At 71.6% G+C, this 11,780-nt stretch carries 13 protein-coding genes; 5 read left to right on the forward strand and 8 right to left on the reverse strand.

Going from position 1 to position 11,780, the window contains the following annotated elements; genetic code table 11:
- Positions 1–43 precede the first annotated feature (43 nt).
- Genes C8D81_RS06155 through C8D81_RS06165 form a run of 3 tightly spaced genes read right to left on the reverse strand, consistent with a single transcriptional unit; the run spans position 44 to position 2,240 of the window.
- Positions 44–622 (reverse strand): PPA1309 family protein, encoded by a 579-nt coding sequence (locus tag C8D81_RS06155; protein ID WP_094400847.1) that lies wholly within the window; start codon positions 620–622, stop codon positions 44–46.
- 38 nt (positions 623–660) lie between these two features.
- Positions 661–1,791 carry a YlbL family protein gene (locus C8D81_RS06160; RefSeq protein ID WP_229119217.1) on the reverse strand — a complete coding sequence of 377 codons (1,131 nt, stop codon included), beginning with the start codon at positions 1,789–1,791 and terminating at the stop codon, positions 661–663.
- On the reverse strand, positions 1,788–2,240 hold the full coding sequence (locus C8D81_RS06165; protein WP_229119216.1) for a molybdenum cofactor biosynthesis protein MoaE: 453 nt from the start codon (positions 2,238–2,240) through the stop codon (positions 1,788–1,790). The genes C8D81_RS06160 and C8D81_RS06165 overlap by 4 nt, the downstream gene beginning before the upstream one ends.
- 210 nt (positions 2,241–2,450) lie before the next feature.
- On the opposite strand from C8D81_RS06165, the gene C8D81_RS06170 reads away from it, so the two are divergent.
- Positions 2,451–3,848 carry a zinc-dependent metalloprotease gene (locus tag C8D81_RS06170; protein WP_094431987.1) on the forward strand — a complete coding sequence of 466 codons (1,398 nt, stop codon included), beginning with the start codon at positions 2,451–2,453 and terminating at the stop codon, positions 3,846–3,848.
- Positions 3,845–4,438, forward strand: a complete 594-nt coding sequence (locus C8D81_RS06175) for an NUDIX hydrolase (protein ID WP_229119618.1) — start codon at positions 3,845–3,847, stop codon at positions 4,436–4,438. The genes C8D81_RS06170 and C8D81_RS06175 overlap by 4 nt, the downstream gene beginning before the upstream one ends.
- Here C8D81_RS06175 and C8D81_RS06180 read toward each other — a convergent pair.
- On the reverse strand, positions 4,393–4,953 hold the full coding sequence (locus C8D81_RS06180; RefSeq protein WP_094401519.1) for a M48 metallopeptidase family protein: 561 nt from the start codon (positions 4,951–4,953) through the stop codon (positions 4,393–4,395). The genes C8D81_RS06175 and C8D81_RS06180 overlap by 46 nt on opposite strands.
- Before the next feature lie 400 nt (positions 4,954–5,353).
- Between C8D81_RS06180 and C8D81_RS06185 the strand changes: the two genes are divergently transcribed.
- The 3 genes from C8D81_RS06185 to C8D81_RS06195 are packed head-to-tail and all read left to right on the forward strand — an operon-like array spanning position 5,354 to position 7,914.
- The gene (locus C8D81_RS06185; RefSeq protein WP_133625701.1) at positions 5,354–6,271 is read left to right on the forward strand and encodes a hypothetical protein; all 918 of its coding nucleotides are present in this window, start codon (positions 5,354–5,356) and stop codon (positions 6,269–6,271) included.
- Between the two features lie 52 nt (positions 6,272–6,323).
- Positions 6,324–7,688: an ABC1 kinase family protein gene (locus C8D81_RS06190; RefSeq protein WP_094431891.1), complete on the forward strand. Its 1,365-nt coding sequence runs from the start codon at positions 6,324–6,326 to the stop codon at positions 7,686–7,688.
- Positions 7,681–7,914 (forward strand): hypothetical protein, encoded by a 234-nt coding sequence (locus tag C8D81_RS06195; protein ID WP_094431894.1) that lies wholly within the window; start codon positions 7,681–7,683, stop codon positions 7,912–7,914. The genes C8D81_RS06190 and C8D81_RS06195 overlap by 8 nt, the downstream gene beginning before the upstream one ends.
- A gap of 68 nt (positions 7,915–7,982) precedes the next feature.
- Here C8D81_RS06195 and C8D81_RS06200 read toward each other — a convergent pair whose 3' ends face one another.
- From C8D81_RS06200 to C8D81_RS06215, 4 genes are all read right to left on the reverse strand, one after another.
- Positions 7,983–8,291, reverse strand: coding sequence for a WhiB family transcriptional regulator (locus C8D81_RS06200; protein ID WP_172421920.1), 309 nt, complete (start codon positions 8,289–8,291; stop codon positions 7,983–7,985).
- Between the two features lie 100 nt (positions 8,292–8,391).
- Positions 8,392–8,592 (reverse strand): hypothetical protein, encoded by a 201-nt coding sequence (locus C8D81_RS06205; RefSeq protein ID WP_094431896.1) that lies wholly within the window; start codon positions 8,590–8,592, stop codon positions 8,392–8,394.
- A gap of 184 nt (positions 8,593–8,776) precedes the next feature.
- Positions 8,777–10,864, reverse strand: a complete 2,088-nt coding sequence (locus C8D81_RS06210; RefSeq protein WP_229119619.1) for an ATP-dependent DNA helicase UvrD2 — start codon at positions 10,862–10,864, stop codon at positions 8,777–8,779.
- Positions 10,865–10,918: 54 nt separating this feature from the next.
- Positions 10,919–11,776 (reverse strand): SDR family oxidoreductase, encoded by an 858-nt coding sequence (locus C8D81_RS06215; protein ID WP_094431899.1) that lies wholly within the window; start codon positions 11,774–11,776, stop codon positions 10,919–10,921.
- Positions 11,777–11,780: the final 4 nt, after the last annotated feature.

Below are 11,780 nucleotides of genomic sequence, written 5' to 3' on the forward strand. Positions count from 1 at the left end.
TCCTGTGCTGACTTTCTCGGGCTGACCGATCTGGGACGGCCGTTCAGGACAGCGTAGCCGCGAGTACCTCAGCGACCCCGGGTGCGAGCTCCGCTCCCCCCAGAAGTTCATCGGGTTGTGACACCAGCCGGGCCACCGCGTGCTGGGTGCCGTCGCGGAGCACACCGACCACCAGCCGCAATTCCTCGCGCTGCGGATGCTCGGCGACGAACCGCGCGGCCTGCTCGGGATCATCGGGCAACTGGCCCTCGTGACCGGCGGGCAGGAAGGTGCGCTCCAGCGCGAGCGCGCAGCCGTGCACCGACTCGGGCCAGGCGATCCGCCCCAGCACCGCGGGCAGATCCGCCTCCTCGGGCAGCGGTTCGGCCCCCTCCTCGACCCCGGCATTGCGGAAGTTCTCCTGCTCGATCGCGGTCAGCGCGCCCGGCGGGTGGCCGTCGGCGCTGCCCCGGATGCCCAGATGGGCGGCGAGCTCGGGTTCGGCGGCGATCAGTTCGTCGGAGAGCACCAGCGCGAACAACCGCGCGGGCTGGTCCCAGCCGCCGGCGCCGACGTGGTGCTCGAGTTCGATCAGGGCCGCCACCAGGGCGTCGCTCTGTTCGGTGCTGGTCTGCTCGGGCATCTGTGCTGTCCTCAGGGTTCGGGGTGCGGGGGTACGCCTCAGCAGCGCGGTACCTGCGCGGCGGTCGCCGGGTTGCCCGCCAGCCGCAGGCCGTCGATCGCCTCGTTCAGGGTGTTCGCCCGGATCAGATTCAGGTCGGTGTCCAACCCGGCCAGGTCGCGACAGTTCGCCCCGGGCACGATGAAGATCTGCGCACCCGCCTCCTCGGCGCCGGCGATCTTCTCCTGGATGCCGCCGATCGCGCCGATCGCACCGCTGGGATTGATGGTGCCGGTGCCGGCGACCGACCGCCCGGCGAGCAGATCGGTCGGGGTGATCCGGTCATAGAGCCCGAGCGCGAACACCAGGCCGGCGCTGGGCCCGCCGATGTCGGAGCTGACGCCGAAGTTGACCATCGGGGCGTACCGGTAACCGGTGGCGACCTCCACCCCGAGCACCGGGTTCTTCGGGTCACGGCGGCTGGGGGTGGTGATGACGTCGACCCGGGTCTCCACCCGATTGCGCAGCACCAGCAGCTTCACCACGTCCCCGGGGGTGTGCCGCTGGACCATCCGGCGGACCTCCTCGGGGTTGTTGACCGCGGTGCCATCCACCGAGAGGAACAGATCGCCCGGCTGGAGCCGTTCGTTGGCCGGCCCGGACACGGTCACCGAGGACACCACCGGCATCTCGGTGACGGGCTGGTTCGCCGCCCGCAACGCGGCGACGACCGCGTCCTGCTGGGAGGTGTCCATCATCTGCCGCTCCTCGGAGCGGACCTGCTCGGTCGACTTGCCCCGCTCGTACACCGAGTCCCGCGGCAGCGCGTCGCGGCGCGGCAGCCAGTAGGCGAGCACCGCCTCCGGCAGGCTGGTGGCGGCATCGGCCCGGGTCACCGAGACCGTGGTCATCCGCAGCTGGCCACTGGTCGGATAGGTCTGGATCCCGTCCACCACGATCATCGGTCGGCCGTCGCTGCCGTTGCCGAGCACGTCATAGGCCCGGCCCTTGCTGTAGACGACGTAGGGCACCGGGACGACGGCGATCAGCAGGGCCAGCGCGACGAACCAGATCGCCGAGGTGAGCGCCAGCCAGGTCTGCCGGGTCAGATTCAGGCGGCGGCGCGGGGTGCCGCCGCCGGACTGCTCGGCACCGGCCGGCAGCGGCGTCTGGGTCGAGGTCTGGGTCACGGCAGGCCCACCCATTCGGTGTCACCGTCGGTGAACTGCTGCGCCTTCCAGATCGGGACCTGCTGCTTCAACGTGTCGATCAGGTCCCGGCAGGCCGCCAGGGCCGCGGCCCGGTGCACCGCACCGGCGGCCACGACGACGGCCAGATCACCGATCTCGAGGTGCCCGACGCGGTGCTCGGTGGCCACCGCCAGCACATCGTGGCGCTCCGCGACCTCGGCGGCCACTCGGCTCAATTCAGCTGCGGCGCTCGGGTGGGCGCTGTAGTCCAGCGAGGTCACCCCGCGCTCCCCCGCACCGTCTCCGGCGTCGTCGATGTCGCGGACCAGGCCGACGAACAGCCCGACGCCGCCGACCGAGGGCGCGCGGACGGCGTCCAGAACGCGGTCGACACTGAGCGGCTCGGCGAGGATCTCCGCCGATACCGACACTTCTCGGCTGGACTGCACGGGCCGACCATACCCGGCGTTCCTGAGCCCTGCCCAAGTGTTGGGCCGATGCGGTTGAATGGGAGGCGAGACGCAACCGGTGCCAGACACCGTCGCCGAGCAGACCAAGGAGTCGCCCGCATGGCCGACAATGACGACCCGCGCAAGCAACCGGGTGAGGACCCCGACAAGGGTCAGAACCCGTGGGAGGCGCTGTTCTCCGGCTTCGGAATGGGTGGTCCGGGACAGCCGGGACAACCGGATCTGCAGCAGCTGATGCAGCAGTTCCAGCAGATGCTGAGCCAGCTCGGGATGGGCGGCATGGGCGGCGGTGCCATGTTCGGGATGCCGGGTGGCGGTACGCAGCAGCAGGGCTGGGAGCAGATCCGCGATGTGGCCCGCCGGGTGGTCTCCGCCGCCGGCGCCGACCCGACCCCGGCGCACGAGCGCCTCACCGCGCTGCGCGACGCGGTCCGGCTCGCCGACATGTGGCTGGACGAGACCACCGAGTTCACCGGATCCGGCACCGTGGCGGTCTGGAGCCGCGCCGAATGGGTGGAGAACACGATGCCGACCTGGCGTCGGCTGATCGATCCGGTCGCCGAGTCGATGTCGGAGGCGATGGCCGATTCGGTCGCCCCGGAGGATTCCGAGGAGCAGTCCGACCAGCCCGGCATGGCCGGCCTGGAGGCGATGCTGCGGCCGTGGCTGAAGTCCAGCGGTGCCACCATCTTCGGGATGCAGGCCGGTCAGGCGATCGGCACCCTGGCCACCTCGGTGGTGAGCGCGACCGAGACCGGGCTGCCGCTGTCGGGTGAGCACGCCGGCACCATCGCCCTGGTACCGACCAATGTCGCCGCGTTCGCCGAGGGCCTGGAGCAGAGCGACGCCGATGTGCTGCTCTATCTGGCACTGCGCGAATCGGCGCGGCAGCGGCTGTTCAACGGCGCCGGCTGGCTCGGCCCGGCGATCCTCTCGCTGGTCGAGCAGTACGCCGGCGGCATCACCATCGACCTGTCCTCGATCGAGGAGGCGGTCGGCGAGCTGGATCTGAACGCCTTGAATCCGCAGGTGCTCGGCGAGCTCAGCGAGAAGCTGCAGGGCAACCTGTTCGCGCCCCGGCAGACCCCCGAGCAGCAGGCCGTGCTGGCCAAGCTGGAGACCCTGCTGGCGCTGGTCGAGGGCTGGGTGGACGAGGTCGTCGGCCAGGCCACCGCACGCTGGATGCCCAACGGCAACGCGCTGGCCGAGGTGGTCCGCCGCCGCCGCGCGACCGGCGGCCCGACCGAGGCGACCTTCGCCGCACTGGTCGGGCTGGAGCTGCGGCCCCGGCGGCTGCGCGATGCGGCGAACCTGTGGGCGGCGCTGCGTGAGGCGCGTGGCACCGAGGGTCGGGACGCGGTCTGGCGGCACCCCGATCTGCTGCCCACCGCGGTGGATCTGGACGACCCGCTGGGTTACGTCGCGGGCGAACGCGAGCAGGCCGCCGAACAGGTGCCCAGCGGTGACGACATGGACGCCGAGCTGGAGAAGCTGCTCAACCAGGCCGAGCAGGAACGCGACCAGGATCGCAAGCAGGGTGGGGATTCCGAGGACGGGCCCGCCGAGGACGGGGATTCCGGGAAGTGACCGCCGGCCTGGCCGCCGACTGCCGCGCCGAGCTGACGGCCCTGGTCGCCGGCGATGCACAGCAGCAGGAGCTGCGGGATCGTTTCCTGGCGCATCTGGACGCGCATCCCACCGACGGTTGGCTGCGGGACTGTGCCGGTGCGCACCTGACGGCGAGCTCGCTGATCTGCTCGCCCGGCGGTGACCGCGTACTGCTGGTGCACCACCGGAAACTGGGCCGCTGGTTGCAGACCGGCGGCCACCTCGAACCCGCCGACCCGTCGCTGGCCGCGGCGGCGCTGCGTGAGGCGACCGAGGAGAGCGGCCTGCCCGGGTTGCGGCTGCTGCCCGGCATCGTGCATCTGGACGCCCATCAGGTGCCCTGCGGGCCGGTACGCCCCTGCTGGCACCTGGACGTGCGCCATCTGGTGCTGGCCGATCCGGACCGGCAACCGCCCGGCAGCGCGGAATCCACCGCGGTCGGCTGGTTCGACGCCGACGATCTGCCCACCGACGAGCCCTCGGTGGTGCGGTTGGTCCGGGCCGCCCACAGCCGGCTCGCCGCTCAGGACCCGGCGGCCGCCCGCCCGTCCACCCAGCCGGCCAGATAACCCTTGGCCTCCTCGGTGCGGGGATAGGCCGCCAGCAACGCCCAGAACCGCGGCCCGTGGTCCCGCTCGGCCAGATGCGCCAGCTCGTGCAGCAGCACGTAGTCGACCACCCAGGCAGGCATCACCCGCAACCGGTCGGAGAGCCGGATGGTCGCGTTCTCCGGCGTGCACGACCCCCAGCGGCTGTTCTGGTTGGCCACCCAGGTCACGCTGATCGGGGCCCGCACCTGGTCCAGCTGCGGCGCCAGAAAACGCTGCTGCAGCGCAAGAGCGCGGGTGAGCAGCTCCGAGGGCTGCTGCGGGCCCCGGGTCCGCGCCTCGCGGGCCTGCACCTTGAGCACCATCTCCCGCACCCAGCGCGCCTCCTCGCTGCGCGACATCCGCGCCGGCAGCAGCACCACGATCCGCCCATCGCTGCGATAGGCCGACACCGTCCGCCGCCGGCGGGCGCTGCGGCGTACCTCGATCTCCTCGTCGGCGACCGGATCGCTGCTGTCGAGGGGCAATCTGTCCATGACCCACACGCTAACCCGCGGCTCCGACAGAACCCGCTCCATCCACAGCCGACGGCCAGTCGGAGCGGGTTCGCCCACCGCTCATCCACATCGCACCGGTGCTCGTGCACACCCCGTCCACACCCGATCCACAGCGTTGTCCACAGCCGGTGGAAATCTCCGGTCGATCCGGCCCCCGACCCGACTTGACGCCCGCGGGCCGAGGCCATAGTTTTCTGTGCACGAGGCCCTCAGATGGTCGACCCGCTCGCAGGGGAAGGCAAGCGGAGTTCGATTCCCTGAGGGCCTCTTCCATGCCCCCGCACCGCTGCCCGGTCCGGTTCCGGATCCGGTCGGATTTCCTGTGGACAACCCCGGTGCCACTCCCCCACGGCCGGTTCGCGCACGGCAGGCTGGTGGCATGCCCGGCGCACCCCGTCTCGATCCCGCCCTCCCGGTGCTGGAGCGCGGCGACGGCACCCTGCAGATCGGTGTCGAGACCGAGCGCGGGGCGTTGATCGCCACCACCGGCCCAGGTGACTGGGGTGCCGCGCTGCGGCTGCTGGACGGCCGGCGCAGCTGCGCCCAGGTCGCCGCCGAGACCGGGATTCCCGATACCGCACTGGCGGTGCTGGTCACCCGACTCGAGCGGCTCGGCCTGCTCACCCACGGGCCAGCACGACCCCGCCGGCGCCGCCCGCGGGTCCGGTTGCTCGGTGCGGGGGCACTGGGCCGGGCGGTCGCGGAGGCATACCTGGCCGCGGAGATCGGCCCCCTCCAGGTGGTCGATCCGGATCCCCCGGCGCTGGATCTCTATCCGGAGCTGCGGCCCAGCGCCGGGGAGACGCTGATCGCGCAGTTGCGGGCCGCCGGCCTCGGACCGGTCGGCGGTGGTGACCACTGGCACAGCGACCGGCAACCCGATCATGATCTGACCGTGGTCGCCAGCGACACCCTGGAATGCGACCGGGCGCTCACCGACACCCTGCTCCGCCAGGACCGTCCGCATCTGCTGCTCCGCCCGCTGCCCGACGGAGTGCTGCTCGGCCCGCTCGTGGTGCCCGGGGTGACCTGCTGCACCCGCTGCACCGATCTGGTCCGCCGCCGCGACCCCGCCTGGCCGCATCTGCTGGCCCAGCTCTGCCGGGCCCGCTCCCGGCCGAGCCCCGAGCTGCTCGGCTGGGCGGCGCAGACCGCGGTGCTGCAGTTGCGGTCCTGGTGGGAGAACGGTGCGGCCGAGACGCTGGGTGCCACCCTCGAGGTACGCCGGGGCCACTGGTCGGTGCGGCAGCGCTGCTGGCCGCGGCACCCCGACTGCGGCTGCGGCGGCTGGCCCTGATCGCGGGCGCGCCGGTTTCGTCCCTTGTTGTCCGGCGCGGAAGAATGGGACCATGCCGCGCCCCACCGACCGCGACCGAGAATCGGACCGCTCCGAGCAGCACGTCAGCTCCTCGGCGCTGCAACGCGGATCGCGGCTGTTGTCGCTGCCGTTCGGTGCGGCCGGCCGCGCCACCCGCGGCCTGGGTCGCCGGCTCGCCGGCGGCAGTGCCGAGACGATCAACGCCCAGTTCCGCGCCGAGACCGCCGAACAGCTGTTCCGGGTGCTCGGTGAGCTCAAGGGCGGCGCGATGAAGTTCGGTCAGGTGCTCAGCATGTTCGAGGTGATGCTGCCCGACGACATCGCCGGCCCCTACGCCGTGCAGCTGCGGAAGCTGCAGGACTCCGCACCGCCGATGCCCACCTCCCGGGTCCATGCCGTGCTGGCCCGGGAGTTCGGCTCGGACTGGCGCGAACTCTTCGACGACTTCTCCGCCCGTCCCGCCGCGGCGGCCTCGATCGGCCAGGTGCACCGGGCGGTCTGGCGCGCCACCGGCGAACCGGTCGCGGTCAAGGTGCAGTACCCGGGTGCGGACCGGGCCCTGGAATCGGATCTGAAGCAGCTGGGCCGGCTGACCAGCCTGGTCTCCCCGCTGGCCGGCGGGATGGAGGTCAAGCCGATCGTCGCCGAGATCGCCGAGCGGATCATGGAGGAGACCGACTACCAGCTGGAGGCGGCCAACCAGCAGCAGGCGGCCGAGGGCTTCGATGGGCATCCGGAGTTCTTCGTCCCCCGGGTGCTCGCCCACACCTCGCATGCGATGGTCAGCCAGTGGGTGGCGGGCACCTCGCTGGCCCGGGTCGCCGACGATCCGCCGGAGCGCCGCAACGAGCTCGGCCTGCGCTATGCCCGGTTCCTGTTCGCCGGGCCGTCCGAGGTCGGGTTGCTGCACGGCGACCCGCACCCGGGCAACTTCCTGGTGATGCCCGACAGCCGGCTCGGGGTGATCGACTTCGGCCTGGTGTCCAAGCTGCCCGACGGGCTGCCGCCGGCGATGGGCCGGCTGATGCGGATCGCCACCGAACGCGACGCCGAGCGGGTCACCGCCGGGTTGAAGGCAGAGGGCTTCATCGCCCGCAGTGCCCGCAACGTCGACGCCCAGGAGCTGTTGGACTATCTGAGCCCGTTCCTGGAGCCGGCGGCGAGCGAGGAGTTCCACTTCACCCGTTCCTGGATGCAGGCGGAGTTCAAGCGGGTGGGTGAGACCAAGGCGCACGGGTCGGTGGTCCAGCAGCTCAATCTGCCGCCGTCGTACGCGTTGATCCACCGGGTCTGGCTGGGCGGGATCGCGGTGCTGTCCCAGCTGGATGTGCGCGCCCGGTTCGCCGACATCCTCGATGAGTATCTGCCGGAGTGGAAGACCCCCTCCGATGACTGACCCGGCCGCCGCCCGACCGGCGGTCTGCGCGGGCTGCGGGCGTACGCCACGGGCGGATGAGGGCGGTGCCCCGACCCGGCCACCGTGGACCTGGTCGAACGAGACCGAGGGCGGACGGCAGCTGGTCCGCTGTCCCGACTGCACGCGTACCCACGCCCGCAGCATCGAGGCCCGCCTCGACGAGAGGTGGTGGGACCGACCCGCACCGCGATCCAGCGAACCGTGAGCACATCCCCGTGCCCTACAGGGCTGGGGAGATGCACCCAGGATTCGCTGGATCGCGTGGGCAGCCGCTCAGGCCGCCCGGGTCACCGCGGCCGGGGCCTGCGGCACGACCGGCAGCGGGTTCTTGCGGGGACGCCCACGCGGCCGCTTGCGGGCCACGACGACGCCGTTGATGAACAGCTCGCCACCCCACACGCCGCAGGCCTCCCGGCGCTGCTTCGCACCGGCGAGGCAGGCGTCCTTGACCGGGCAATCGGCACACAGGGTCTTGGCGTACTCGATCTCGGCAGGGGCCTCGGCGAAGAAGACATCGGGGTCGACGAGGTGGCACGGCAGCCCGGTGGCCGTCATGACGATCTCGTCGGTGATCGCGGTCATTGGTGGTCCTCCCATGGTGTTTGCCTGAATTGGGCCGAGAAACACGAAGGCCGTGAATCCCGGTAGCTGGATTCACGGCCTCGGAGGCTGCGGGAGGGTTCTACCCGCGTCTACTGAGGGGTCGTGGAGCCAGCAGGATGCGCTTGGTCATCGGGGCGGCGGAAACGGTGCCGAAACCGTGCAGGGTCCGGTATTCCTTGGTACGCAGGAAATCCGGGGTGAGCAGGGTGTTCGGGCGCGCGTCAGCGGCCACGCCGGTATTGGTCCAGGCCTGGTTGCACTCGATGGTGATGTCACTCATGTCGCATCCTCCTCTCCGAAACTTGGTGTCGATGTCCTTGCCGCGAGCTCTCGCACGCGCCGCAGACGGGCATGAAAGACCTTACGGACTTCCCCACGATCGCCGCAACTGATTTACCAAACTTTTTTGCCGACGCGGGCATCGGCCCCGATTGATGTCGATTTTTCCTGTGCACGCAGGAAAATCAGGAATCGGCACTCTCCTGCACGATCCGCAGCACCTCATCGCCGTAGCGATCGACCTTGGTCCTGCCGATCCCGGAGATGGCGAGCAGTCCACGTTCGTCACCCGGATTGGTCTCCGCGATCGCCTGCAGGGTGGCGTCGGTGAAGATGCAATAGGCCGGGAGCTGCTGTTCCTTGGCCTGGTCGCTGCGCCAGGACTTCAACGCGGCCAGCAGTTCCTCGTCGTAGCTGGATTCGCAACCCTCGTGCCGCCCGAGTTTGCGCTCCACCGCGCTTTCCAGGGTGCCGTCGCAGACCCGGCAACGCGCGCTCAGCTGGCTGCCCCGGCGGCGCTGCTGCCGGGTGCTGCGCACCGGGCGCGGATCGCTGCCGGCCGGGCGTACCCCGTCCAGGAAGCGGGAGGCGTTGCGATGCCCACCGCCGCCGTTGCGGCTGTGCGACCAGGAGACCCGCAGGTGCTCGCGGGCGCGGGTGACCGCGACGTAGAGCAACCGGCGTTCCTCGGCGATCTCCTCATCGCGGGTGGCCAGCACGAATGGCAGCGTCCCCTCGTGCACCCCGATCACCGCGACCGCATCCCACTCCAGACCCTTGGCGGAGTGGATCGTGCCCAGGGTGACGCCCTGGGCGACCGGGGCGTGCTGGGCGGCGGCGCGGCGTTCCAGTTCGTCGACCACCGCATCGAGGGTGGTGTACGCGTCGGCGGTGACCAGGTCGTCGGCCACCGAGGCCAACGCGGCCAGGGATTCCCACCGCTCCCGGGCCTGTCCACCGCCGGACGGCGCCTCGGTGGTCCACCCGATCCCGGTGAGGATCGCGCGCACCTGGTCGGGCACCGGTTGATTGTCTTCGGTGACCTTCGTGGCGGTCCGCAGCACGCCCATCGCCTGCCGCACCTCGGGACGCTCGTAGAAGCGTTCGGCGCCGCGCACCAGATAGGGGATGTCGCGGTCCGACAGCGCCTGTTCGAAGGCCGGCGACTGGGCGTTGATCCGGAACAGCACCGCCATCTCGCGATACTCGATTCCCAAGGCGCGCAGCGATTTCAGCCAGTCGGCGACCGCGGCGGCCTCGCTCGCCTCATCGGGTGCGGCGGCGAAGGTGGTCTCCGGGCCGGCCGCCCGCTGCGCCTCCAGGGTGACCGGACCCATGCCACCGTTGCGGGGCGCGCGGCTCATGATCGCGTTGGCGGTGCGGACCACCTGCGGGGTGGAGCGGTAGTCGCGGACCAGGCGGACCACCGTGGCGTCGGGGTGCCGGCGGCCGAACCCGGTCAGATAGTCGGCGCGCGCACCGGCGAAGGAGTGGATGGTCTGGGCCGGGTCACCCACCACACACACCTCACCGCGCTCCCCCAGCCACAGATCCAGCAGCCGCTGCTGCAGCGGGGAGACGTCCTGGTATTCGTCGACGACCAGGTGCCGGTAGGTGCGCCGGATCTCATCGGCGACCTGCGGGTGGTCGGCGAGCAGCGCGGTGGTGCACAGCAGGATGTCCTCGAAGTCGATCCGGCCGCGGGTGCGTTTGGCCTCCTCGTATCCGGCGAACACCCGGGCCACGGTCTCCGGCTCCAGCGAGGCCAGCTCGCGGCCGACGCTGCGCGCGATCGCCGGATAGTCGGCGGCGGCGACGTTCGACACCTTGGCCCAGCTGATCTCGCCGACCAGGTCGCGCAGCTTGGCGGTGTCGACACTCACCCGGAGCCGGCCGGCGGCCTCGGCGACCAGCGACATGCGGTTGTCCAGCACCTGCGGCAGCTCGCCGCCGAACGCGCGCGGCCAGAAGTACTGCGCCTGCCGCAGCGCCGCGGAGTGGAAGGTGCGGGCCTGGACACCGCTGACGCCGAGCTGCTGCAACCGGCCGCGCAGCTCACCGGCGGCACGGGTGGTGAAGGTGACCGCCAGCACGCTGGTCGGTGCGTACGCCCCGGTGCGCACCCCATAGGCGATCCGGTGGGTGATCGCGCGGGTCTTGCCGGTGCCGGCCCCCGCGATCACCGCGACCGGCCCGGTCAGCGCCGTCGCGACCTGCCGCTGCTCGGGGTCGAGCGCGTCCAGCAGGGCCTCGGGATCTGATGGTGGCAGCACGGCAGACAGATTAGTCGCCGCGGCCGACACCCCGCCCGGGGTGAACACCTCCGATCAGCGCAGCGCGAACCCGCCGTCGCTGGTGAGCACCTGGCCGACGATCCAGCGGCCGGTGTCCCCGGCCAGCCAGGCGATCAGCCGGGCCGGGTCGTCGGGGGCGCCGAAGCGGCCCATCGGCATCGCGGCCAGCGCCTCGGCGATCACCTCAGGATCCCGGTCGGCACCCTCGGCCTCCAGATAGCCGGTGTCCACCGGGCCGGGGTTGATCGTGTTCAGGATCACCCCGAGCGGCAGCAGTTCGGCGGCCACGGTCGCGGTCAACCCGGCCAGCGCGGCCTTGCTGGCGGCGTACGCCACCTCACCCGGCATCGGCCCGTCGTGCTGGCCGGAGGTCATCCAGAACACCCGCCGGGCGGCGTGCTCGTCGATGCTGCCGCGCCGCCGATCCCCCGGCCGCGCGGCCGCGTCGCCGGGGTCGGCAGCGAGCCGGGCGAACTCGGCGGTCAGCAGGATCGTCGCCCGCGCGTTCACCGCCCAGTGCCCGTCCAGCCGGTCCGCGGTCATGTCCAGGATCGACCCGTCGCCACCGGAGCGGGCCTGGTTCGCCACCAGGATGTCCAGGCTCCCGGTCACCGCGGCGGCCTCGGAGATCAACCGGGCCGGCGCCTCCGGGTCGGCCAGATCGGCCGCGATGTCGGCGAAGGCCGCACCCTCGACCTGCGCCCGGCGGATCCCGGACCGGACGGCATCCAGGTCGTCGGCACCCCAGGGCTGATCGACATCGTGCGCGCGGTGGTGGGAGATCACCAGGTGGGCTCCCTCGGCGGCCAGTGCCCGGGCCACGGCGTACCCGATCCCCTTGCGCCGGGAGACCCCGGTGACCAGCGCCGTCCTGCCCTGCAATGCACCCATGGCG

The organism is Enemella evansiae (genome assembly GCF_004362375.1).
In the GTDB taxonomy this organism is placed as follows: Bacteria; Actinomycetota; Actinomycetes; order Propionibacteriales; family Propionibacteriaceae; genus Enemella; species Enemella evansiae.

Excerpts from the sequence above, each read along its gene's own strand:
- C8D81_RS06155 (WP_094400847.1), bottom strand. The coding sequence starts at position 622 with ATGCCCGAGCAGACCAGCACCGAACAGAGCGACGCCCTGGTGGCGGCC.
- C8D81_RS06170 (WP_094431987.1), top strand. The coding sequence starts at position 2,451 with ATGGGTGGTCCGGGACAGCCGGGACAACCGGATCTGCAGCAGCTGATG.
- C8D81_RS06180 (WP_094401519.1), bottom strand. The coding sequence starts at position 4,953 with ATGGACAGATTGCCCCTCGACAGCAGCGATCCGGTCGCCGACGAGGAG.
- C8D81_RS06185 (WP_133625701.1), top strand. The coding sequence starts at position 5,354 with ATGCCCGGCGCACCCCGTCTCGATCCCGCCCTCCCGGTGCTGGAGCGC.
- C8D81_RS06190 (WP_094431891.1), top strand. The coding sequence starts at position 6,324 with ATGCCGCGCCCCACCGACCGCGACCGAGAATCGGACCGCTCCGAGCAG.
- C8D81_RS06195 (WP_094431894.1), top strand. The coding sequence starts at position 7,681 with ATGACTGACCCGGCCGCCGCCCGACCGGCGGTCTGCGCGGGCTGCGGG.
- C8D81_RS06200 (WP_172421920.1), bottom strand. The coding sequence starts at position 8,291 with ATGACCGCGATCACCGACGAGATCGTCATGACGGCCACCGGGCTGCCG.
- C8D81_RS06205 (WP_094431896.1), bottom strand. The coding sequence starts at position 8,592 with ATGAGTGACATCACCATCGAGTGCAACCAGGCCTGGACCAATACCGGC.
- C8D81_RS06215 (WP_094431899.1), bottom strand. The coding sequence starts at position 11,776 with ATGGGTGCATTGCAGGGCAGGACGGCGCTGGTCACCGGGGTCTCCCGG.